The organism is Mucilaginibacter flavidus (genome assembly GCF_024055575.1).
Taxonomy (GTDB): domain Bacteria; phylum Bacteroidota; class Bacteroidia; order Sphingobacteriales; family Sphingobacteriaceae; genus Mucilaginibacter; species Mucilaginibacter flavidus.
Genome location: NZ_JAMXOE010000001.1, coordinates 342,197 through 364,592, shown reverse-complemented (window position 1 = coordinate 364,592; position 22,396 = coordinate 342,197). Strand labels below are relative to the sequence as shown.

Annotated in this window: 21 protein-coding genes; 4 read left to right on the top strand and 17 right to left on the bottom strand. The window is 43.4% G+C overall.

Annotated features, from left to right (window positions below):
* Positions 1-4: 4 nt before the first annotated feature.
* The 7 genes from NAF19_RS01635 to NAF19_RS01605 form a co-directional block, all read right to left on the bottom strand.
* Complete coding sequence (locus NAF19_RS01635) at positions 5-484, bottom strand: GNAT family N-acetyltransferase (RefSeq protein WP_252787999.1); 480 nt, start codon at positions 482-484, stop codon at positions 5-7.
* 6 nt (positions 485-490) lie between these two features.
* On the bottom strand, positions 491-1,801 hold the full coding sequence (gene thrC, locus NAF19_RS01630; protein WP_252787998.1) for a threonine synthase: 1,311 nt from the start codon (positions 1,799-1,801) through the stop codon (positions 491-493).
* A gap of 202 nt (positions 1,802-2,003) precedes the next feature.
* Positions 2,004-2,999, bottom strand: a complete 996-nt coding sequence (locus tag NAF19_RS01625) for a homoserine kinase (RefSeq protein ID WP_252787997.1) — start codon at positions 2,997-2,999, stop codon at positions 2,004-2,006.
* A gap of 49 nt (positions 3,000-3,048) precedes the next feature.
* Positions 3,049-5,496 carry a bifunctional aspartate kinase/homoserine dehydrogenase I gene (thrA, locus tag NAF19_RS01620; RefSeq protein ID WP_252787996.1) on the bottom strand — a complete coding sequence of 816 codons (2,448 nt, stop codon included), beginning with the start codon at positions 5,494-5,496 and terminating at the stop codon, positions 3,049-3,051.
* Positions 5,497-5,882: 386 nt separating this feature from the next.
* Positions 5,883-6,185: a type II toxin-antitoxin system RelE/ParE family toxin gene (locus NAF19_RS01615; protein WP_252787995.1), complete on the bottom strand. Its 303-nt coding sequence runs from the start codon at positions 6,183-6,185 to the stop codon at positions 5,883-5,885.
* A 3-nt stretch (positions 6,186-6,188) separates the two neighbouring features.
* Complete coding sequence (locus tag NAF19_RS01610) at positions 6,189-6,422, bottom strand: hypothetical protein (protein WP_252787994.1); 234 nt, start codon at positions 6,420-6,422, stop codon at positions 6,189-6,191.
* A 70-nt stretch (positions 6,423-6,492) separates the two neighbouring features.
* On the bottom strand, positions 6,493-7,281 hold the full coding sequence (locus tag NAF19_RS01605) for a carbon-nitrogen hydrolase family protein (RefSeq protein ID WP_252787993.1): 789 nt from the start codon (positions 7,279-7,281) through the stop codon (positions 6,493-6,495).
* A gap of 46 nt (positions 7,282-7,327) precedes the next feature.
* Between NAF19_RS01605 and rsgA the strand changes: the two genes are divergently transcribed.
* Positions 7,328-8,248 carry a ribosome small subunit-dependent GTPase A gene (gene rsgA / locus NAF19_RS01600; protein WP_252787992.1) on the top strand — a complete coding sequence of 307 codons (921 nt, stop codon included), beginning with the start codon at positions 7,328-7,330 and terminating at the stop codon, positions 8,246-8,248.
* A gap of 110 nt (positions 8,249-8,358) precedes the next feature.
* Here the strand turns inward: rsgA and NAF19_RS01595 are convergent, their stop codons facing one another.
* From NAF19_RS01595 to NAF19_RS01585, 3 genes are read right to left on the bottom strand one after another with little or no spacing between them, the layout of a single operon-like run.
* Entirely contained in the window at positions 8,359-10,962 is a 2,604-nt protein-coding gene (locus tag NAF19_RS01595; RefSeq protein WP_252787991.1) for a hypothetical protein, read from the bottom strand.
* Entirely contained in the window at positions 10,898-11,938 is a 1,041-nt protein-coding gene (locus tag NAF19_RS01590; RefSeq protein ID WP_252787990.1) for a hypothetical protein, read from the bottom strand. The genes NAF19_RS01595 and NAF19_RS01590 overlap by 65 nt, the downstream gene beginning before the upstream one ends.
* Positions 11,939-11,969: 31 nt before the next feature.
* Complete coding sequence (locus tag NAF19_RS01585; protein ID WP_252787989.1) at positions 11,970-13,205, bottom strand: cystathionine gamma-synthase family protein; 1,236 nt, start codon at positions 13,203-13,205, stop codon at positions 11,970-11,972.
* A gap of 171 nt (positions 13,206-13,376) precedes the next feature.
* Here NAF19_RS01585 and dtd point away from each other — a divergent pair, with 171 nt between their 5' ends.
* The 3 genes from dtd to NAF19_RS01570 all read left to right on the top strand — a co-directional run bounded on the left by dtd (position 13,377) and on the right by NAF19_RS01570 (position 15,233).
* On the top strand, positions 13,377-13,835 hold the full coding sequence (dtd, locus tag NAF19_RS01580) for a D-aminoacyl-tRNA deacylase (RefSeq protein ID WP_252787988.1): 459 nt from the start codon (positions 13,377-13,379) through the stop codon (positions 13,833-13,835).
* 76 nt (positions 13,836-13,911) lie between these two features.
* Positions 13,912-14,238 (top strand): nucleotide pyrophosphohydrolase, encoded by a 327-nt coding sequence (locus tag NAF19_RS01575; RefSeq protein ID WP_252787987.1) that lies wholly within the window; start codon positions 13,912-13,914, stop codon positions 14,236-14,238.
* 92 nt (positions 14,239-14,330) lie between these two features.
* Positions 14,331-15,233 (top strand): DUF4349 domain-containing protein, encoded by a 903-nt coding sequence (locus NAF19_RS01570; protein ID WP_252787986.1) that lies wholly within the window; start codon positions 14,331-14,333, stop codon positions 15,231-15,233.
* 93 nt (positions 15,234-15,326) lie between these two features.
* On the opposite strand, the gene NAF19_RS01565 is transcribed toward NAF19_RS01570, so the two are convergent.
* The 7 genes from NAF19_RS01565 to NAF19_RS01535 all read right to left on the bottom strand — a co-directional run bounded on the left by NAF19_RS01565 (position 15,327) and on the right by NAF19_RS01535 (position 22,316).
* Positions 15,327-16,082 (bottom strand): 2-phosphosulfolactate phosphatase, encoded by a 756-nt coding sequence (locus NAF19_RS01565; RefSeq protein WP_252787985.1) that lies wholly within the window; start codon positions 16,080-16,082, stop codon positions 15,327-15,329.
* Positions 16,083-16,113: 31 nt separating this feature from the next.
* Positions 16,114-17,193: a glycine cleavage system aminomethyltransferase GcvT gene (gene gcvT / locus NAF19_RS01560; protein ID WP_252787984.1), complete on the bottom strand. Its 1,080-nt coding sequence runs from the start codon at positions 17,191-17,193 to the stop codon at positions 16,114-16,116.
* Between the two features lie 95 nt (positions 17,194-17,288).
* The gene (locus NAF19_RS01555; RefSeq protein WP_252787983.1) at positions 17,289-18,536 is read right to left on the bottom strand and encodes a glycosyltransferase family 4 protein; all 1,248 of its coding nucleotides are present in this window, start codon (positions 18,534-18,536) and stop codon (positions 17,289-17,291) included.
* 198 nt (positions 18,537-18,734) lie between these two features.
* Positions 18,735-19,331: a ribonuclease HII gene (gene rnhB, locus NAF19_RS01550; protein ID WP_252787982.1), complete on the bottom strand. Its 597-nt coding sequence runs from the start codon at positions 19,329-19,331 to the stop codon at positions 18,735-18,737.
* Positions 19,298-19,795, bottom strand: a complete 498-nt coding sequence (locus NAF19_RS01545; RefSeq protein ID WP_252787981.1) for a four helix bundle protein — start codon at positions 19,793-19,795, stop codon at positions 19,298-19,300. The genes rnhB and NAF19_RS01545 overlap by 34 nt, the downstream gene beginning before the upstream one ends.
* Positions 19,796-19,888: 93 nt before the next feature.
* Positions 19,889-21,124 carry a PP2C family protein-serine/threonine phosphatase gene (locus NAF19_RS01540; protein ID WP_252787980.1) on the bottom strand — a complete coding sequence of 412 codons (1,236 nt, stop codon included), beginning with the start codon at positions 21,122-21,124 and terminating at the stop codon, positions 19,889-19,891.
* A gap of 40 nt (positions 21,125-21,164) precedes the next feature.
* Positions 21,165-22,316 carry an ABC transporter permease gene (locus NAF19_RS01535; RefSeq protein WP_252787979.1) on the bottom strand — a complete coding sequence of 384 codons (1,152 nt, stop codon included), beginning with the start codon at positions 22,314-22,316 and terminating at the stop codon, positions 21,165-21,167.
* Between the last annotated feature and the right edge of the window lie 80 nt (positions 22,317-22,396).

Below are 22,396 nucleotides of genomic sequence, written 5' to 3'. Positions count from 1 at the left end.
AATCTTACTCGGAAGTGCTATTCGCTTCCCACAAAATATTCACCGCCGATAATTGTTCATTTTCCAGCCGCAATTCATTATTAACGGTAAAACCGTTTTTAAGATAAAAATTTATAGGCGATGGGTAAGGCCGTCCATCGGGTTTTACGTCATTGCTATGGTCTATCGCCCAGGCAAAGAGCCGCGGGCCTTCTTTTTTTAATTCGTTCAATAAAATCGTACCATAACCTTTCCCATGGTATGCACTGTTTAGCATAATAAAAAAGCTTCGTACCGGCTCGGCCGAAAATGTTGCAGCCCAGCCCGCAATCACGCCACTTTCGTCAATCATCAGGTAATATTTGACATCGAAAAGCGGATTTAAAAACGTATCAAGCTCAGCCACGCCGGGCATTTGCAGGTTAACAGGATATTCCGCATTCCAGATTTCTAACGCGGCTTGCTTTTGTTCTGGGGTTAGATATGTTGGGGTTATTATTTTCACTACTATTTATTCATTCTCCAACAAATATCTTTTAAATCCAACAAAATCCTTACCTAAAGCAGCATGCTGTTTTTCTTTTTTATGCAGGTTTTCCACTTGCTCCGGCACATCAATTTTAGCCGAAATACTTTCAGGGAAAACATCAGGGAACTTGCAGGGGTGCGCGGTTGATAAAAACACACCCGCGGTATCTGCCTTGTAATTATCCTGCTGGTAATCGCGCAGGGCCTGCCATGCAATAGCAGTGTGCGGGCAGGCCACGTAATTATAATTGTCGTTGATAAACTTAATGGCTTCAAGCGTTTCTTCATCGTTGTAGCAGAAGCCGGAAACCAGTGCTTTAAGTACATTGACGTCTTCTTTAAACATATCAGCAATGCGCACCCAGTTGCTCGGATCGCCAACGTCCATGGCATTACTTAGCGTGGCAACTGATGGTTTCGGCTGGTAAACGCCCGATTTTAAATATTCCGGAACAGTATCGTTAGCGTTGGTGGCTGCAATAAAATGTTCGACAGGCAACCCCATTTTCCAGGCCAATAGACCAGCGCCTATATTGCCAAAATTACCGCTGGGCACCGAGAAGATCGCTTTGCTGATGCCCTGCTTTAACAACTGAGCATAAGCATTAAAATAATAAAACGTTTGCGGAATAAGCCGTGCAATATTGATGGAATTGGCCGACGTTAACCTGAATTTTTCATTTAGTTCTTTATCAGTAAAAGCGTGCTTAACCAGCGCCTGGCAATCGTCAAAAGTACCGTTGACTTCCACGGCGCGGATGTTTTGCCCGTTGGTAGTTAGCTGCAATTCCTGTATATCGCTCACCTTGCCTTTAGGGTAAAGTATGGTAACGCGGGTATTGGGAACACCCAAAAAGCCAAGCGCCACCGCGCCGCCGGTATCGCCGGAAGTGGCTACCAATACATCCAGTTGCTTTTCGCCCTCTTCCAAAAAATAGCTCATCACCCGGCTCATAAAACGCGCGCCAAAATCTTTAAACGCCAGGGAAGGGCCGTGCCATAACTCGAGCACATAAATGTTCTCTTCCAGCTTTACCACTGGGGCCAAAAAATTGATAGCATCGTGAATGATAGCCTTCAAATCATCAGCGGGGATATCATCGCCGATTAAATTTTGCGCTACATGGAAGGCAATTTCAGGCAGGGTATATTGGTCGAGGTTGTTTAAAAACTTGTCGTCAAGCCGCGGGATGGTAACGGGCATATAAAGGCCCTTGTCCTGCGGCATACTGTTAAAAACTGCGTCTTTAAAGGATACGCGGGTGGATGAGTTTTTGGTACTGTATAGTTGCATTTTGTTGTTTCTTAATATTTTTTCTCAAAAAGCTCCGTCATTGCGAGGAACGAAGCAACCTCTCCTAAGGACAATCAGGAACCTTGATGTTTGTGGATAGATAAAAGCCGCTTTTTGATTCTCACAATGCTTTTGCTCCATGATTAGCATGCGTAGAGGTTGCTTCGTTCCTCGCAATGACGCGTGGTGAGTGATCCGCACATCATCCAATCACTCTCGGCCCTTTATCATTAATTGTCGATACGTAAGCATTGCTTCCAATACTAATCTCGGTTAAGTGTTTTTGCAATTTTTCGGTGATGCGATTAGCAGTGTCTTCATCCCTTGCAAATGCAAAAACAGATGGCCCTGAACCACTGATGCCAAAGCTTACCGCACCCAACTCCATCGCCATTTCGCGCATCTTATAAAAATCGGGTATCAGCATGGAGCGTACCGGTTCAACTAAAATATCCTTCATGCTGCGGCCTATAAGGTCAATGTCGTTCATAAACAAACCGCTTACCAACCCTGCAATATTGCCCCATTGGGTCACCGCATCTTTCATCTGGATATTTTTTCGGATAATCTGCCTGGCCTCGCGGGTGGGCACGTCAACATCCGGAAATACAATTGCACAATATAAACCTTCCGGGTGTGGCAGCCTAACTACATCCAATGGCTCATAGCTGCGTATCAGCACAAAACCACCGAATAGGGCAGGGGCAACGTTATCGGCATGCCCATGACCGCAGGCCATTTCCTCACCCTTCATGGCAAAAGGCAGCAGGTTTATGGGGTCGGTATCATCGCCTAAAAGCGTTTTTATTGCATACAAGCCAGCTACGGTACTTGCCGAACTGGAGCCTAAACCGCTACCGATAGGCATTCTTTTATGAAGTTCAATATCCAGTCCGAGATCAGTACGACCAATACTGTTTAAATAATGCTGTACGCTTACGCTTACTGTATTTTTTGCTGGATCCATCGGCAGACGGCCATCGTCGCCGGTAATTTTGCTGATGGTAATGCCGGGTTTGTTGGTGACGCGCATTATCACTTCGTCGCCGGGCTCATTAACGGCAAAACCCAAAACATCAAAGCCGCAAACTACGTTGGCAACGGTTGCCGGGGCGAAAACCTGTATTCCCCCCCCGCCCCCTAAAGGGGAGGCTTTAATTGCAGGGTGGCTTTTTGCTTCTTGTATTTTATCTTCCATATTAATTATCAGTTATAGTTCCCCCTTTAGGGGGTTAGGGGGCTCTGCTTTAGATTCCCACATTTATTAAATCCGCAAATACGCCTGCAGCTGTCACTTCTGCACCTGCGCCCGGGCCTTTTACAACCAAGGGGCGCTCGCGGTACCTGTCGGTAGTGAATGAGATAATATTATCACTGCCCGACAAGGTAAAGAAAGGATGGCTTTCATCAACCATTTGCATAGTAATTGCTGCCTTGCCATCTTCCAGTTTACCAATGTATCGCACCACTTTATTTTCGGCTGCTGCCTTCGCTTTCAGTTTTGCAAAAAACGCGTCCTCAGCTTTTAACGCAGCATAAAAATCATCAACGCTTTGGGCATCAAGACAGGCCTGCGGCAACATATTCTCGATATGCACGTCGGCTTCTTCCATTGGGTAACCAGCATCGCGGGCGAGGATCAATATCTTGCGCATAAAGTCTTTGCCGCTCAAATCGTCGCGTGGGTCGGGTTCGGTATAACCTTTTTCCTGTGCTTCTTTTACCACATCGTGAAAGTTGGCATCGCCTTTAAAATTATTAAAGATAAACGAAATAGTTCCCGATAATATAGCCTCGATTTTTGCTATCCTGTCGCCGCTGTTCATCAAATCTTTTAGCGTGCGGATGATGGGTAAACCTGCCCCCACGTTTGTCTCGTAAAAAAAGTCGACACCATGTTGATGCGCCGCATCATGAAAGGTTTTGTATTGTTTATATGATGCCGAGTTTCCGATTTTATTACAGGTGATAACGGAGATGTTCGATTTAAAAACCTCTTCGTAAAACTCCACAGGTTTGGGGCTGGCGGTATTATCAATAAACACGCAGTTGGGCAGGTTCATGCTCTTCATGCGGGCCACAAACTCTTTTAAATCGGCCGCTTCGTCCGATGATTGTAATTCATCCTGCCAGCTATCCAACGATATACCGTCCGCATTAAAAATCATTTTACGGGTATTGCTGATGCCTGCAATTTTAACCTGTATGCCGTTGTGCTCCTGTAAATAAGCGCTGTGTGCATTCAATTGTTTAAACAAAGTTTGGCCGATATTACCGGTTCCTAAACAAAATGCATGCAGTGTTTTGGTAAGCTGGGTAAAAAAGCCATCGTGTACCGCATTAAGCGCTTTGGCCAAATCATGTGCGCTAATGATTACGGAGATATTATACTCTGACGAACCCTGTGCAATGGCCCTTACGTTAACGCCATTACGGCCAAGCGCATGGAACAGCTTGCCCGATACGCCGGGCGTTTGCTTCATGTTTTCGCCTACGATGGCTAAAATTGCGAGGTTCTGCTCTATAACCACATCGTCCAGTTTTTTGGCAAGCAGCTCCAGCTCAAACTCCTGTTCAATCAGTTGGCGGGCCCTTTCAGTATCGCCTGGCTGAACAGCGAAGGTAATGCTATGCTCAGATGACGACTGGGTAATCAATATGATGTTGATTTGCTCCCTGGCCAGTAATGAAAACAGCCTGCCGCTAAAGCCAGATTTACCCACCATACCGCTGCCTTCCAAATTAATAATGCTGATATTATTGATGGATGAAATGCCCTTTATTGGCAGATTTGATGGTTTGCAATCGTGACGTATAACCGTTCCTTCAAACTCCGGCTCAAAAGTGTTTTTGATAACGATCGGGATCTTCTTCAAAAATGCCGGTATCATGGTTGGCGGATAAATAACCTTCGCGCCAAAGTAAGATAGCTCCATCGCTTCGGTATAGGTAAGTTCGGGCAAACTGAACGCTTTTTTTACCATGCGGGGGTCCGCAGTCATCATGCCGTTAACGTCGGTCCAGATTTGTATTTCCTGCGCATTTAAGGCAGAGCCAAATATAGCGGCGGTATAATCACTGCCGCCACGGCCGAGGGTGGTTACCTGACCTTGATCATTCGCGGCGATAAAGCCGGTTACAAAAAGCATTTTTTCGCTGTGTTCCTGCTGATAGCCGCGGATCAATTGCTCTGTCAATTCGATATTTACTTTTGCCTGGCCAAACGAGCTATCGGTCCTGATTAAATCCGCAGCATCCACACAATGCGACTGCGGAAAATGTTGAGCCGCAATTTTGCAAATCATCAGCGTTGAGCAACGCTCGCCAAAGCTAAGCACATGGTCGCGGGTTTTGGGGGTAAGTTCCTGTAAGGTAAGTATGCCCTGCAGCAAATCTTCCAGCTGGTTAAAAAATATCTTAAGGCGGGTTAAGGCGGGGTTTTGGTTTTGAATGTTTAATAAAGCCTTAACTACATCAAAATGGCGTCTTTCCAATTCAGCTAACGATGGCGTAAAATCAACCCCGTTTGCGGCGCCTTCAGCCATTGATACCAGCAGGTTGGTTACACCGCTCATTGCAGAGAGGACGACAACAGGCTTTTCGCCTTTATCAACTTCAGCCTTTAAAATGTTTAATAAGGTTTGGATGCTTTGAACAGAGCCTACGGAAGTACCGCCAAATTTTAGAATCTTCATAATGGTTATTAAAACAAAACGCCTTCCTCTTTTCGGAGGAAGGCGTTCATGTGGTTTTTATGTTTTTACACCATACGACTACTTTCCTCCGGAGTTTATGCCGGTGGTAGTTGTTGTTGTCGATGTGGTGATTGTAAGTATCATATAATGTCTGTAAAGGAAGTAGATATTTTTTTAATAAGCAAGAGGTATTTTATTTTTTATGAAAATTTGAATAAAATAGTCGGATTGGGGGGATGAATTGTGATTATGTTAATGGAAACAAACGTTGTAGCTTCCTTATGCCTATATTATTTGTTAAAACTATTCAGATAATAAAGCCTCATTGATTGATTTGATCAATAATTCAGGATTATAGAGCGAAGGAGTTAGGCACGAAATGTGCCTTATGCTTTTCTATATTTACCTTTAGGATGCCTCTTCTCGTGAAATATCGCGACTATAACTACCAGTTGCAATTGTTCCTCAACAACATAAACAATATCGAATGGATATTTTCGCAGACCATATTCCCGGTAATTTTTATATTTATTACGATAGCGATACGGATCTCCACAAATTTCAACCAATGCCGCGTCGATTTCCTTGACAAAGTTTTCGGCAGCATCAAAGCTTCTTTCGAGGTACCATGACAAGGATGATTCGTATTCTTTTTGAGCTACAGGATGTAGCTTATATTGATAGGGCATTCGTTACTTTTTAGCAGCAAGTAATTCTTGAATTTTTTGCTTGCTCTCTTGCTGGCTTATCAGGTCGATGCCATTTTTATATTCATCATAGCGTTCGTCGAGCGTGTTTTTTACATCATCGGTATATAACAAGCCCTCGTTATCGTCCACTTCGTACTTTAGACCCAGCCGGTTAATATATTCCGTCAGGTTAGAGAGGTCTTCTTTTTTATCGATTTCAACAGTGATTGTTGTCATATTACAAATTTAACAATATAAATAGTAATTGACAAATGACTTTGCGGCCTTAAAATCTCATATCTTGGCATTAATAATAATTCTCCGGCTTAAGCCTTTTAGCCAGCAATCCCGTCGCCTTTTCCAAATCAATTTCAGCAACAAAAACGTCAGGCCGCCCATACGCACTGTGGGCAACACATTTACCATCGGGGGCGATCAGCGCGCTGGCCGAATCAGGAAACAGGGATGCGTAGTTCGAACTGGCGAAATAGATAGTATTTTCCAGCGCACGCATCATCATTGCTTTCTCGTAATAAGGATTGTTTTTGTGACCAAATTCTGTTAGCTGCGGCCCTTCAATATTGCTGCCGGTGCAATGCGGGTGAAAAACTATCTGTGCGCCATTGCGGGCTGCCCAGCGTACAGATTCCGGGTACCTGAAACCTTCGTGGCAAATGGTGACACCAAATTTTACACCGTCAACTTCAAAAATATGGCGTGCACTTCCGGCCGACCATATACTGTCTTCCGTTGGGTCGAGCTGGTTCTTAGCCTGGTAGCCGAGCACTTCGCCCGTACGCGAAATTATGTGGGCGATGTTGTAAACTTTACCATCAGCGTACCAATCCATCGGTAAAATAATGGCGATGTTATTTTCGGCAGCAATAGAGCTTGCTTTTTGCACGGCAGCCTGCATTTTTTCGGGCGAACCGGGCTCAACTTCATTTTCTTCCAAGGGGTACCCTGGAATAAATGACTCCGGGAAACAAATGATGGCCGCGTTTTTTCCGGCGGCTTCCCTGGTCAATTTTTCAAGCCAGTAAAGGCAATCGTTTATCGATTTCGGGAACGGTGGGGATGCAACTGCTACTTTCATAAGGATGCTAAACGGATGCTAACAAATTTAATACCTTTGCTTCAAAATGCAGGGATTAATTATAAAATCAACCGGAAGCTGGTACCAGGTGCAACTACCCGATGGCAAGCGTATTGACTGCCGCATAAAAGGGAAGTTTCGCACAATGGGCATTGTTACCACTAACCCCCTGGCTGTTGGCGACATCGTAGATTTTGAAATGGAGCCCGACCAGGAAACCGGCGTAATTGCCAATTTACAACAACGTAAAAACTACATTATCCGCAAATCCATCAACCTGTCGAAACAGGGGCAAATACTTGCTGCCAATCTCGACCAGGCTTTGCTGGTAGTTACGCTCGCTTCACCCCGCACGTCATTAGGTTTTATCGACAGGTTTTTGGTAACGGCCGAGGCATACGATATCCCTGCCAAACTGATTTTTAACAAGCTGGATTTGTTTAGTGATGAAGGTCTTGAAGTTTTGGCCGATTACAAAGCCGTCTACGAAAAAATAGGCTATCCCTGTTTTGAAGTATCGGCCCTGGAGGGAACCAATATTGACCAGGTGCAGGAATTACTTAAAGATAAAGTCACCCTATTTTCCGGACACTCGGGCGTGGGCAAATCGAGCCTGATAAACGCTTTATTGCCCGACCTCGACCTGCGCACCCACCAGGTATCCGACTGGAGCGACAAAGGCATGCACACTACCACCTTTGCCGAAATGTTTGAACTGCCGCAGGGCGGTTTCATTATAGATACCCCCGGTATACGCGAACTCGGTATTATCGACATAGAAAAACAGGAACTAAGCCACTTCTTCCCCGAAATGCGCGACCGGATGAACCAATGCCGCTTTAACAACTGCCGCCACATTAACGAACCCGGTTGCGCCGTGCTTGACGCCGTGCACGAAGGCGAAATTGAACTATCGCGATATGAGAGTTATTTGAGTATTTATAATGGGAATGATACACGTGCCTAATATCTAAAGCGTTCCATTTTTATTTGTGGAACACCCGGAACGCTATGAAACATGCTGATTATCTGATTTTTGACATTTTAACAAATTGACTTTTTTAGTCTTACGGACATTTATGGTTTCGACACCGTCAGAAAATCCCTGAAATAGCTGCAATCACTTACTGCGGTGCGATAGAATTTGGTTTTCGAATAATTCTTTTTTAAATCGCTGAAGTAGTAATTGTTTCTTAGAGCTTTGCTGTAACCGTGGTCGTTGCCTTCAAACTTAATACCATATTTTGCATCGGCGAGTCTTTGTTCCCAGCTTCCCGGCACCGGTATTTGAGTTTGCCTGCATTTTGCCGCCATAAATGTGCACCTTGCTTTAAATTCCGCATTATTACTTAGCTCGCGGGCCTTTATAAACCACGTCTCTGCTTTTAGGTTTCTTAAATAGTCGTCGTCATAATAAAATACCTTAGTGCGGTATTTGTCATCGCTGGCGCTGCTGTAGGCAGCATAAATCCAGGCATTGCCATAGTACGAGGTATTATACAAGCCGCAGGCCATTTTATAGTAGCTTTTAGCAGCGCTCTTTGGATTGACTTTTGTTTGTCGCTCCAACCACGCCATGGTTTCGGCATAAGTAAGCTTGTTATATCCCTGCGTTTTCTTTAATGAGTAAACATGGGGATAATCACGTACTTTATCAGCAAACGGGTCGGCGTATTGGTTATAATGTTTGGAAAGCGAATCATTGTAAGCATCATTTGTGGAACGGTCAAGTTTGGCAATGTCGATATGCTTAAAGGCGCGAACAGCGGCAGCATATTTATGTTCTCTTAAATAAGCAGTGCCAAGCAAGTCGTAAGTCGCAGACAATGTTTTTTGGCCGGGTTTTTCACCTATCTTTTCTACTTTGTATGATTTCGTCCAGCGGACAACTTTTTTGATTACCGGATACTTAAATTCCGCCATTAGTAATTTTAAATAGGGGCTTTTACCTGGGGATAGCTGCCAGTCGATGACCTTTTTTAATTGACTCGAACGCAGGTTGTTTTGCCAAAAAGCAGGCATGTCAAACCCAAGCCCGCGGTCAGCGTTCTCATCCCAAACCCTTTCGTCCGGAATGGTCATTTCGCTTTTTAGTATGCACAAAGCTGCTTTTACCGTGTCTTTCTGTTTAAAATATATCGGTGCCAGCAACTTTTCATAAAAATCGCGTGCCGAGGCGGAGTAATATTTTAAGTCATACTTACCATAAAAATAGCTCTCATCAACCTTCTGTGTCCTTTCCTGCTTCACTTTTTCATCAAGCCAGGTTAATGATGGCAGCAACTTGTTTTCGGAGCGCTTGTCCAGTTTTTTTATACTTTGCGATAGCAACAACAGGTTTATCAATTGTTTTTCGTCGGATAACTTGCCACGCAGGGTTTTGCTTCTAATAGCCGATAAAGCTTTAAACCCGGCTTTGGTATCCTTTTGAATCCATGATAAATAAGCCGAAGCCAGGTTGCCTAATTCGGGTTCGGTGTATTTACGTTCAGTGGCAATGCGATTACAAAACGCTTTAAGTTTGGGAACGTATTTAATAAAGCTGTGTTTTACACTATCATATTTCGAATGTTCGTAATATCCGATATCTTCATAATATTTACCGCCGTTTATTTTGGTCGTCAAATAGCCTTCTTCTATTTTGTTAATTTCCCTAATCAGCAACAAGCTCACAAATTCGGATTTTGGATAGGCTTCATAAACCTGCTGCAAAGCCGCTAATCCGACATGTGCGTTGTGTATACCCTTGATGGCGTAAATAGTCGCCTTTTCGTTATCGTTTTTTGCCAGTTTGATAGTGCTTTCAATAGGTACTTTAGTGGTAAGAAAATCATAGTAAGCCCGCACGCGCCGCTCCGGATAACCTGCAAATAATTTCGAATACAAATAAGCCGCCTGGACCTTATTCCCCGATTGTTCTTCTTCGCCGGCTTTTAAACACATTGCCCAGCCCATAACATGGCTTTTGGAATGCATCGTTTTGATATGTTTATCATAAAAATCCGATGCTTCTTTAGTGTATCCCCCATAGTGCAACAATCGTTGCACTTGGTAAAAACAACGCAGCTTTAAAAAGCTATTTTTGAAACCAGGCTCCATCCGGATATACTCTAAGGCAAATTTGTGTAACACATTTTTGTCTGGTCGCCTTGCATTCCACTGCTCGTCGTTCAGGGGGTTAACTAACGGCTCGCCCTTTTTGGCTAAAACGAGGTAAGCCATCTTCTTTTTGTCGGCCAACAGGTATTTGATAAACGAATTATTTTTAAGGCTGTCGGGCATTTTAGTTTTGCCTTTTTGATAACCCCTGAAATATAGCGAGTCCGTTTTTTCGTCCAACTCATACAAAACATTGGAGATGTCTTTATAGGTAACCCGACCTCCGCAGTAGGTCAGCCATTCTTTTACATTGATGTCGCCTTCAGCAATTTTGTTGTCACGCTCTGCTTCGTAAATGTTGCCGTTTAAAAATGTGTACCCATTAAAGTAAAATCGTTGGTAACTGCTATCTTTTTGAAGGTTATTATGAAAAAAGCTTACGTAATAATCATACGGGTCGGGTTCAGGCCCGCAGGCAAGATCGAGAGCAATCCCTATAAAAAATACACCGATGAAACTAACGCAGTAAATTATTAACCTTTTGCAGGTCGGGGAAGCTATATGGCCGAAGAACCGTTTCATCGAGATGGAAATAAATTACGTTAATAGTATCCGCTTTTATCAGCGGCGAAATATAACCGGCAGCTGCCTGCAAATCAGGCACAGAGATAGCCTCCCAACGCACTTCATCGGCTTTCTGTAATCCATATTCGGGAAGGTCTTCTGCTGCTTTGTAAATGTTATTTCCTATAAATATAAACTGATTTTTATTATTTAAATCAACAAATTTTATTCTTTTTGAAATGCCCGCATATTCCTTATTTCGAAAGGCCACGGCCCAGCTAAAAAGAGGTAAACCAACGTCGACCGGGATGGGATAACCGGCGATATTATCGCCTAAATATTTCTTCATTTCGCTTAAATCCAGTATGCTGTTCTGGTTGCCATACTTGCGTAAATTACCCATGTTATAGCACATCAGCATAACCCGGCTTACCGGTGGTACGCCCATCTTCTGCTGACTTTTTAGCTGGTGCAGCCGCAGCGTAGCCGATACTATTTTGTGATTAAGTGCAGGGTTTAGTTTAACTTTATTCAGCAGGTAGAAATAGGCGTTGCGGGTGGTCACTGTCCAATCGCAATCTATCTGTAATTCATTAAACGAGGCTTTGCCCGATTGCTCCACTTTGGCGGTTACAAACTTTACCAGCTTGGCAGCTAAATCATCCAGCCGGGTTTTGTTCATCGACTTTAGAACATCGTTAACAATAAATACCACAGGCACAATTTGCACACTATCAGGAAGCTTATCCTTAAATGTTATGGGCGATACAGGAACGGGTGAAATACCATCATCATCCATATTTACATCCATTATACGCACGTATAATTTACTTGAATGGAACCGACGCAGGTAACTCGTTTCGGTTGGGTTGTTTTTATAAACGGTTTTCCAGTAGTAAAAGGAAGTGTTTACTGCTTTGGGGTGATGACAGGAAAAAAGAGTCAGGAACCAAGAGCCAAGAATCAAGATTTTTAAAGTTCGCGAAGCTGCCATTTTTTTATTTCTTGATTCTTGGTTCTTGACTCTATGCTAAAGCATTCTTAAAATCCTCCAGCAAATCATCCAAATCCTCAATACCTACCGATAGGCGAATCATTGAATCAGATATCCCCATCTCGGCCCGTTTGGCAGCGCCCAACTCGTTAAATATGGTATGTGCAACAGGTATAGCCAAAGTACGCGTATCGCCCAGGTTGCTTGATTTGATAACTAGTTTCAACTTGTTTAAGAATGCAAAGCAATCAACACTATCATCCAGCTCAATGCTCATTAGTCCGCCAAATTTGTAGAACAGTTCACCGGCCAGCTTGTGCTGCGGATGCGACTCTAAACCGGGGTAGTAAACTTTTTTAATTAAAGGATGTCCCTCAAAAAAAGTAGCAAGCGCCATGGCATTGCTGCAGGCGCGTTCAAGCCGCAAGGCCAGCGTTTCTGACCCAACAGAAATTGAGTGAGCAGCTTCGGGCGCCAAAGTTCCACCGGCATCACGCAGGCCTTTTTTACGGATTTGCGTCATCCCCAAAACCTCCGGCTTAACCTGGGTTTTAAAGGTCGGGAAAATATTAGGGAAGTTACTCCAGTCGAATAAACCTGTATCTGTAACGCTGCCGCCCAATGCATTGCCATGGCCGCCAATGTATTTGGTCAATGAGTTTATAACCAGGCTGGCTTTCACATCAACCGGTTTAAAAATATAGGGCGATGTCATGGTGTTATCAACCATGTAAATGATGCCTTTTTGCTCGCACAGGTCGCCGATTTGTTTAAGGTCAGCAATTTGGGTGGCAGGGTTGGCAATGGTTTCAACAAAAACTAAACGGGTATTGTCTTTTAATTCCGCTTTAATATTATCAACAGATGTGGCATCGGTAAAAGTAATATCCAATCCCATATCAACAAACGACTGAAACACACTACGGGTATTACCAAACAAAAATGAGCTTGCCAGTACGTGGTCGCCATGTTTAATTAGTGCCAGTATAGTAGCGGATATAGCTGCCATGCCGGTTGAAAAAGCGATGGTAGCCATGCCATTTTCCATATTAGTAATCTTGGTTTCCAGCGCAGTTACAGTAGGGTTTCCCTGGCGAGAGTAAGCATACCCTTTCTTTTTATTCTGGAAAATATCAACCAGGTCTTGCACATCGTCGTAACCATAAGTTACAGCAGTATGTATGGGTTTGTGTAATGCACCGTGTTCGGGTTTGCCTAAGCGGTCGGAGTGAAGTATAGTAGTAGTGAAGCCTCTTTTAGTAGTCATGATGGGCGCGAATTTCACGAATTTATTCGAATTTCACTAATTGAATAACCAAAGGATATGAAAATTGGACGGAACTTTTACATTATTTGCCCCGTTACGGTTTAATTTGAACTGATTGCGGCTAATTCGTGAAATTCGAATAAATTCGTGCCAATTAGTGTTTAATAATTTATGAGAGCTGTAATACAACGGGTGACCCAGGCGAACTGTAAAGTAAACGACGAAACAACGGGCGAGATAGGCTTAGGTTTTTTGGTATTACTTGGCATTGAAGATGCCGATACAGACGATGACCTGCAATGGCTGGCCCAGAAAATAGCTAACCTGCGCGTATTCAGTGATGAAAACGGGTTAATGAATAAAGCCCTCGCAGATGTTGATGGCGGTGTTTTATTGATATCGCAGTTTACGTTATTCGCCCAAACTAAAAAGGGAAACCGGCCTTCGTTTATAAGAGCAGCAAAACCGGACAAGGCGATACCTATGTACGAGCAAATGATAAAAACCATGACTGAACTTACTGGTAAAAAAGTGGAAGCCGGAATTTTTGGAGCTGATATGAAAATAAATTTGCTTAACGATGGGCCGGTAACCATTATAATGGATACAAAAGATAAGGACAATCATTAGTGGCAGTGGCAGTCGGAAGTAGCAGTATATTATTGCTGTTACTGCAACTACCACTAACTACTGCAACCATTTTAAAATGACTATTGAAGAAGCACAGCAACTGGTTGATAACTGGATAAAAACAACCGGTATCCGCTATTTTAACGAACTTACCAATACCGCCATCCTGATGGAAGAGGTTGGCGAAGTTGCCCGCATTATGGCAAGGCAGTACGGCGAGCAATCGTTCAAAAAATCGGATACGGAAGTTAACCTGGCTGATGAAATGGCCGATGTGCTTTTTGTGCTGATATGCCTGGCCAACCAAACCGGGATTGATCTCACCGATGCGCTGGAAAGGAACCTCCAAAAGAAAACCATTCGCGACACCGAACGCCACCGGAATAATGAAAAGTTGAGATAAATTTTTAGCGCAATTTTTATTTGCAATATTGTTGCATTAATTACAATTTTCTTTAGCTATCTCCGTTTCGTAATAAACTTAAATCCTTTATTATGAAAAAAACAATTTATCCGGCACTGCTGGTGCTCGTACTTGCCGCATGTGGGAACAGCAGTGTAAAAGACAAAGTTACGGTGACCAATCTCGCATTAAAGGCGCCGCTACGCATCGATAAAGAAGCTATTATGGATGCTAAGATGGCCGAGCAGCCCGCCAGCTCTAAAGAGTCTATGCCACCGGCAACAAACAACACCACTGAGGTATCGAAGAAGATAATTAAAGAAGGCGATATAAATTTCGAAACCAACGATACCAAACAAACCCGGAACTCGATTTTTAACGCACTCTCCAAACTCGGCGGATACATCAGCGACGAAAATGAAACTAACTCGAGCGACTATAACCGTAAGGAATTCAATCTAAAAATACGCGTGCCCGCAAAAAACTTCGACCAGTTTTTAAATGGGGTTACCGCGATAGCAGTGAAAATCGATTCGAAGAATATCCGGATAAAAGATGTAACTGCCGAATATATCGACATAAACAGCCAACTTACCAACAAGAAAAAGCTGGAAGAGCGTTACCTGGAATTGCTTAAAAAAGCGAACAAGATGGCTGACCTGCTGGAAATTGAAAACAAACTGACGGAAATACGCACCGATATAGAATCAACGCAAGGCCGCTTAAATTACCTGGTAAAACAGGTTGACTACAGTTCGCTCGATATAACGTTTTACACCAAACAAATAGCTGTTCAGGACAATGGCAATACTTTTGGTTATAGGCTAAAATCTGCGCTGGCAGATGGCTGGATTGTTTTAGGCGGACTATTTTTTGGCTTTATACAAGTATGGCCTATTTGGATACTATTTGGCATTGTTATTTACCTAATTAGAGCATGGCGCAGAAGGCGTCGGAACAGACAACCGATATTGGTTAATAATGGCGAAAAGTAGCAGTTTTTAGTGGCAGTCTTTTAAATAAGTGGCAGTGGCAGTTTGAAGTAGTAGTTAGTTTAAACAAACAGCTACTGCTACTTCCCGCTGCTACTATATAACTAATTTCACCAACCTTTCTCCATCCAACACAGGTATAGCACTCGTCAAATCAATCTGTAAACAAAACTCTATGTCCTTTTCAATGCCCAGGGCTTTAAGCCGTTCGCTGTGCGACGTTTTTTTGAGGTATTGGCTGATGTCGGCTTTGCCGGTTTGATAAAGGTCGTTCGCGGCGATTGCGGCGTCATCAAGTTTGAAGTCGCCCTGCTTTAGCTGTTCAACTACGGCACCGGCAAATAATGTGTCTTCCAGGTTGAAGTTATTTTTCCAGCCGGCGCACACTAAAAGGATATTATCGTTTTGGGTTTTAAGCCAGTTACAAAGTGCGGTGAGGTTTAAAAACGAGCCAATAACAACCCGTTTTGCAGCACGTGACAAGTGCAACGCTTGTGTGCCATTAGTAGTAGTTAATACAATGGTTTTGCCTGCAACTTTTTCGGCAGTGTAGGAGAATGGCGAATTGCCAAAATCAAAACCCGTAACTACCTCGCCGTTACGCTCGGCGGCCAACAGGTGGCCATGCGGGCGATAGCCCTCACATTCTTCAATTTCAGATACGGGAATTATGGCCTCGGCCCCGTTTTCAATGCCGTAGCATATTGATGAGGTGGCCCTGAAAATATCGATGATAACCACCACATGTTTTTCCACATCGTAAAGCGGGATAAGAACAGGGGTGAGGCAGACGTTGAGCTCAGCCCCTCGGCCCCCTAATGGGGGAGCTTTTTGAATAGCATTGGTAGACATAATATTGGATTTTGGTTCCCCCTTTAGGGTGTCAGGGGGCAAACGGTGGTTTTACAACCTTTGCTTTAATTTTATTATCGCGAATGCTGATGAATATTTCAGTGCCTTCCTTGGCAAATGCCACATCAACATAGCCCATGCCTATGGCTTTTTGCAGTGATGGAGACTGTGTGCCCGATGTTACGCGGCCAATGTTGTTGCCATCGGCATCAACAATAAGATAATCGTGGCGGGGAATACCGCGGTCGATCATTTCAAAGCCAACCAACCTGCGTTTCAGGCCGTCGGCTTTTTGCTGTTGCAGGGCAGCCGAATTGTTAAATTCTTTGCTGAATTTGGTTACCCAGCCCAGGCCGGCTTCCAACGGCGAAGTTGTGTCGTCAATATCGTTACCATAGAGGCAAAAGCCCATTTCCAGGCGTAAGGTATCACGTGCGCCCAGGCCAATTGGTTTTATGCCGAATGATTTACCGGCTTCAAAAATTGCGTTCCAGATGTGCTCGGCATTGGCATTTTCAAAATATATCTCAAAACCGCCAGCGCCAGTGTAGCCGGTCGCTGATATTACAACATTGTCGATGCCTGCAAATGTTCCTTTTTTAAAGGTATAATACTCCATCGACGCCAGGTCGATATCGGTTAGGCTTTGCAGCGCCGCCGCAGCTTTTGGGCCTTGTATAGCTAAAAGTGAGGTGCGGTCGGATATGTTTTTCATATCGGCGCCCATGGTGTTGAATTTTGATATCCAATCCCAATCTTTATCATTGTTCGACGCATTAACTACCAGCATATAGGTTTTTTCGTCAATACGGTAAACCAATAAATCGTCGACTATACCACCGTCCAAATTGGGCAGGCAGCTGTATTGAACTTTACCGTCATATAACTTGCTGGCATCATTACTGGTAACCTGCTGTATAAGCGCTAAGGCGTGGTCACCTTTGATAATAAATTCGCCCATGTGGCTTACGTCGAACACGCCAACGCCGTTGCGTACGGTTTCGTGTTCTGCATTTATGCCAACATATTGTACGGGCATGTTGTAACCAGCAAACGGCACCATTTTGGCGCCTTCTTTTATATGGACTTCGGTTAAAGCGGTGTTCTTCATGTATAAATTAATATGGGGGCAAAAATAACACGATTTACGGATTTAAAGGATTTATAAGATTTTTTATTGTGAGGGCAACATCGGATGCGAAATACCTACGCCGGTTTTGTTGCGTATGCTGCAGAACCTGCATGATCTCTAATCATGCCGATCGATTCATAAAAGTGCACCAGTTTTTTGGTCACCTCGTTTGCGTCGTGCTGCTCTTCCATCAGTTTGCGTGCATTTAAGCCTATGTTTTTGCAATAATCTTCCTCGGCAATGCAGATTTTTATAGCATCGTAAAACTCATCGTAATCATTAGCTATCAGTATGTTTACGCCGTTTTCGTAGTTAATTCCTTCTGCACCCAGCGATGTAGATATGATGCATTTTTGCATCGCCATTCCTTCTACAATTTTTACGCGCATACCCCCGCTCGACAGCAGCGGCACAATCATAATCGATTTGCTGTTTACAAATTCCAGTGCATCATCTACCTCGCCCTGTATAAATATTTTACCCATTACCTCGTAATCATCAAAACGCTCGGGTATATCGTTGCCGGCCACGTAAAAACGCACGCGCAGGTCGCCATCGGTCAAGTCTTTGGCAAAATTGTCCAGGAACCACTCAATACCTTCGCGGTTTGGCAACCAGTCCAGCGAGCCGAGGAAGAAAAGGCTGGGAAATTCAGTTTTGTTAAAATCGGGCCTGTAGTTATCCAGGTTAATACCAACGGGCAATACTTCAATTGGTACCTTCGTACCATATTCAAGCAGGGTGCTTTTGTCCTGCTCGGTAAATACAGCTATTCCGTTAAAGTTGTTAAGTTGCTGCAACTCGTAGTTTTTTATACGCTTAGCATGCATCTTAAGGTACGACTTTTTAAAAGGGTCGCTTTTTTGTTCCGAAAGGCGGTGCCATATCTGGTTTTCGATGTTATGCGAACGGTAAATAAGCTTTGCCTTTGAATGCTTGCGTACAGATGCCAGGTAAAGCGAAACCAGCAAACCCTCAAACTGGATAATGTCATAATCCCGGTTCCGCAACTCGCGGATGAGCAACTTTTCAAACTCAGGGTCGTAGTATTTGTCAATATTGAACGATGTTTTACTGAACAGGTTGGTGGCCACGTCAAACACCGATACGTTGATATCGATATCGTAAGCACGGTAATTTATTTTGGAGAGAAGGGCATTATCATCCTCTGTATTTTCGTGGTGATTTTTCCGGGCATTGAGGGCCACGAGCGAAACTTCGTGGCCAAGGCTCACCAAACCGCGCACAGTATTGCAGACTACTATGGGGTAACCGCCATTTTGCGGAAACGGAACACGATGGGTTAAAATAAGTATCCTCAATGCCTGAACGCTGTTTTTAACAAAAATATAAAAAATGAGCAACCGGAATCGGTTAAATTAACCCTTAAGTGTTTTTTTAGTAGAAATATTACAAAAAATGTAAAACGGACCGGGATTAAGCGGATTGTCGGGATTTAATAGGATACGTTCATTTATGAAATTTAATCCAACAAATCTTTTAATCCTTCAATCTAAGTTTCAAAAAAGTTCCAACTGCGGGTCTGTTACCCTAAAGGTTCGCCTGTGATAGGGGGTGTACCCAATTTTCATAACCGTTTCCCGGTGCTTTATGGTTGGGTAGCCTTTGTTTTTGTGCCAGTCGTACTCGGGGTGCTCTGCAGCAATTTGCTTCATATAGTCGTCGCGGTAGGTTTTGGCTAATATTGATGCTGCTGCGATGCTGAAGTATTTAGCATCGCCCTCAACTATACATTGGTGCGGTATGCTTTTGTATTTGTTAAACCGGTTACCATCAATAATTAAAAATTGCGGGCTTAGATGCAGTTTCTCAATGGCCCTGTGCATGGCCAAAAACGAAGCGTTCAAAATGTTAATGGCATCAATCTCAATATTGTCAACAATGCCAACAGCGTGGGCGATTGCTTTTTGTTCAATTTCAATACGTAGTTCATACCTTACTTCTTCGGTGAGTTGCTTGGAATCATTTAGTAAATCGTGCTCAAAATCATCCGGCAAAATTACAGCGGCAGCGAATACCGGCCCAGCCAGGCATCCGCGTCCGGCCTCATCACAGCCAGCTTCTAAAAATTCGAGTTGATATCGGGATAAAAGCATTTTTTTGTTGAAATGTTGTAAAGTTGTAACGTTGTAATGTTACTTTTCTTTTGTTGAGTGTTGGGAAGATACAGTATTATTCTTCCTCTTTTTTCGGCCTCAAATTTTCTAAGATAGTCTATTAGACTTTTGGTTTTGCTTGAAAATTCAATGCTTTTGGAGTACAGTTCTTTGCAAATTTCATCGTCTATTTTATTTGCTAAGTTTAAGATAGAAAGCTTGTTGCGAAATTCGCCAGAAGAGCCTTTAGCATAGTTAAGGAAGGGAATGAAGTCCGGATTGTTATTGTACTCGAAACCTTCAGCAATGTTATCGGACATTGAACAGGCCGCTCTCCTAATTTGATCCTTCATGCCCCAATCCGTTTTTAACGGTTCATTATCGCATAATAAATAAACATCAACAGCGATGGAAACCGCCAATTTCCATATTTCTAAATCTTCGAATCGTTCAATTTTCGCCATGTATGTCAGTTGCGATTGATGGTTTAAGTTATTCGGTATACGGCGACATCTTATTAACCTTGCAACATTTCAACTTTAAAACCTTGCAACAAGTTAAAATATCCGCAAAGTTAACAACGTCACATCATCAATCGGTTTACCTTTTATAACCAGGTTAATGTGGTTCATCAGCAACTGGTTAAAATCGTTTGGCGGCAGGTGGCCGTTTGATTTTATAAATGCCATCAAACTTTCTTCCGTCCAGTGTTTATTAGGGTGCTCATGGTCCATCAGCCCGTCGGTATAGTTTACAATCATGGTTCCGGGCTCAATGTCAACTTCGCCCTGGTTTATGAAGGGGAGTTCGTCAAAAACGCCTATCATGGTTGTGCCCAATTTTAACAGAATATTTTCACCGTCCAGGTGCATAACGGTGGCATTATGGCCCGCATTTATATAGTTAAGTTTGCGCGTTTTTTCGTTGTATTTGGCAATGAACAGGGTGATAAAACGCTCGCCTTTGGTGTTGTTGATTACAATTTTGTTTAGCTTGTCAACAATATTCGTCAGGTCTTCTTCCACGGCGGCCCAAGCATGCAAGCTTGCCTGGAAGTTGGCCATCAGTAAAGCTGCAGATATTCCCTTGCCCGATACGTCGGCGATACACCATAAAAACTCATGGTCGTTCAGGCGGATAAAATCAAAATAATCGCCGCCGATATTTTGGTGAGGAATATAACGTGCACTCACCTCAACACTATCATCTTTGTAAGCTTTTAGCGGGATAAGCATGTTTTGCACCTCAACAGCAAGTTCCATTTCGCGTTGAAAACGCTCGGATTGCAGTCTTTCGCGAAAAAGTTTTTTATTCTCCAGCGCAACAACAATAACATTTATAACGGTTTGGATAAAATTAAGATCGTTATTCAACAACTCGCTCGACGGGTTGAAATCGCCTATTAGTGCAAAAGCCAGCGCCTTTTTTTTATGGTAGATAGGGATAAAATAATCGTATTTGCAAAGTAATTGGTCTTCGTGATTAGCCAGGGGAGTTGGCCATTTAAACTTCTTTAGTTTGAGGCACGAACTATGCAATTCGCCAACGGGCTCTATATCACCACCGTATTTGGACATCAGGATATAACTGCCGTCCTTTTCAATCAAAAACCTAAGCTTGCCAACCTGCAGGTAACTCTTTAATATCACCTGCAACATTTGCAGCAGTGTTGAGGTAGCCGTATCTTTATTAATAGCCTGTGTTACTTCAAGTAAGGCATTTAATTCGGTTTGCCTTTTAAGCAATAATCGTATTAATTCGTCCTCGGCCGAGATATCGTCAATATTCTGCATTAGTTAATTAGAAAGGCAGCCTAAAATAAAGATATTTTTTTTAAAACCGGGTACTTTGTGATTTTATATCGAAAGCATCTCTCAAACCAACCGTTACCAGGTTAAATGCATAAACCAGCAGCATAATTGCCAGGCCGGGTATAATGGCCAGGTAGGCCGAGTCCATCACGATATAACCGTAATGTTCTTTTATCATACTGCCCCATGTTGGCATGGGCGGCTGTGCACCAAACCCGAGGAAGCTTAGCCCGGCTTCCAGCAATATCGCCGATGCAAAGTTTGATGATGCCAGCACTAATATGGGGCCTATTATATTTGGTAAAATATGTTTGCTGATAATCCGTGCGTTATTAAAACCTAAAGAACGCGCCGCCTCAATATACTCCACCTGTTTAAGGCTTAAAACCTGCCCGCGGACAAGCCGCGCAACCTCTACCCACATTGACAGGCCAACGGCAATAAATATCTGCCACAAACCTTTGCCTAACGCAAATGATATAGCAATAACCAGCAGCAAGGCGGGCAGCGCCCATAAAATATTCATTAGCCAGCTTAACGCGCCATCAATCCATCCGCCAAAGTAGCCGGCAACGGCGCCAATGGTTACGCCCAATAGCATGCTGATGATAACGGACATTAACCCGACGGATAACGACACCCGGGTCCCTAAAATTAACCTGCTTAATAAATCGCGGCCATAAATATCTGTACCAAGCCAATAGGTGCGATGGATGACGGCCCCCCAAGCCCCCCGACCCCCTAAATGGGGAGTTTGTAAATTTTCTGGCTCCCCCTTTAGGGGGCTGGGGGGCTGGAGCTTGTAGACCTTTTTTTCAGGCTTATCTTCGGTGCCTATGTATTCGCTAACATAAATTGAATCGCCCTTAACATGATAACCGGTTATTGGAATTTCTTTATAAAATGAAGGCTGACCAAACAGCATTTTGCTGAAAATATTTACCGTATCAACGGGCTCAGTTTTACGCAGACGGAGTATGGTGAATTGCGAGCCTGGCTTTTTTATGCTGAGCTGAATGGTCATATTGTTGGCCAGTGGCGTTTGGTCAGGCATTATGAGGTAGCCTAGTATGGCAACAATCAGCATAAAAACGATCAATACCAGCCCGCCAACGGCAATTTTATTGCGTTTAAACACTTTCCAGGTGCGCTGTGAGGGGCTAAGATCAGTCAATTTGTATACGGATGTTGTTATTGCTAAAGATAGGAAGTTAGTTGATTAAGTTGACTGAGTGAGCCGTTGATTAGGTTGAT

Excerpts from the sequence above, each read along its gene's own strand:
- NAF19_RS01610 (WP_252787994.1), bottom strand. The coding sequence starts at position 6,422 with ATGACAACAATCACTGTTGAAATCGATAAAAAAGAAGACCTCTCTAAC.
- dtd (WP_252787988.1), top strand. The coding sequence starts at position 13,377 with ATGAGAGCTGTAATACAACGGGTGACCCAGGCGAACTGTAAAGTAAAC.
- NAF19_RS01595 (WP_252787991.1), bottom strand. The coding sequence starts at position 10,962 with ATGAAACGGTTCTTCGGCCATATAGCTTCCCCGACCTGCAAAAGGTTA.
- NAF19_RS01605 (WP_252787993.1), bottom strand. The coding sequence starts at position 7,281 with ATGAAAGTAGCAGTTGCATCCCCACCGTTCCCGAAATCGATAAACGAT.
- rnhB (WP_252787982.1), bottom strand. The coding sequence starts at position 19,331 with ATGCTTTTATCCCGATATCAACTCGAATTTTTAGAAGCTGGCTGTGAT.
- rsgA (WP_252787992.1), top strand. The coding sequence starts at position 7,328 with ATGCAGGGATTAATTATAAAATCAACCGGAAGCTGGTACCAGGTGCAA.
- NAF19_RS01545 (WP_252787981.1), bottom strand. The coding sequence starts at position 19,795 with ATGGCGAAAATTGAACGATTCGAAGATTTAGAAATATGGAAATTGGCG.
- NAF19_RS01590 (WP_252787990.1), bottom strand. The coding sequence starts at position 11,938 with ATGGCAGCTTCGCGAACTTTAAAAATCTTGATTCTTGGCTCTTGGTTC.
- NAF19_RS01540 (WP_252787980.1), bottom strand. The coding sequence starts at position 21,124 with ATGCAGAATATTGACGATATCTCGGCCGAGGACGAATTAATACGATTA.
- NAF19_RS01565 (WP_252787985.1), bottom strand. The coding sequence starts at position 16,082 with ATGTCTACCAATGCTATTCAAAAAGCTCCCCCATTAGGGGGCCGAGGG.
- gcvT (WP_252787984.1), bottom strand. The coding sequence starts at position 17,193 with ATGAAGAACACCGCTTTAACCGAAGTCCATATAAAAGAAGGCGCCAAA.
- NAF19_RS01615 (WP_252787995.1), bottom strand. The coding sequence starts at position 6,185 with ATGCCCTATCAATATAAGCTACATCCTGTAGCTCAAAAAGAATACGAA.
- NAF19_RS01585 (WP_252787989.1), bottom strand. The coding sequence starts at position 13,205 with ATGACTACTAAAAGAGGCTTCACTACTACTATACTTCACTCCGACCGC.
- thrA (WP_252787996.1), bottom strand. The coding sequence starts at position 5,496 with ATGAAGATTCTAAAATTTGGCGGTACTTCCGTAGGCTCTGTTCAAAGC.
- NAF19_RS01570 (WP_252787986.1), top strand. The coding sequence starts at position 14,331 with ATGAAAAAAACAATTTATCCGGCACTGCTGGTGCTCGTACTTGCCGCA.
- NAF19_RS01575 (WP_252787987.1), top strand. The coding sequence starts at position 13,912 with ATGACTATTGAAGAAGCACAGCAACTGGTTGATAACTGGATAAAAACA.
- thrC (WP_252787998.1), bottom strand. The coding sequence starts at position 1,801 with ATGCAACTATACAGTACCAAAAACTCATCCACCCGCGTATCCTTTAAA.
- NAF19_RS01625 (WP_252787997.1), bottom strand. The coding sequence starts at position 2,999 with ATGGAAGATAAAATACAAGAAGCAAAAAGCCACCCTGCAATTAAAGCC.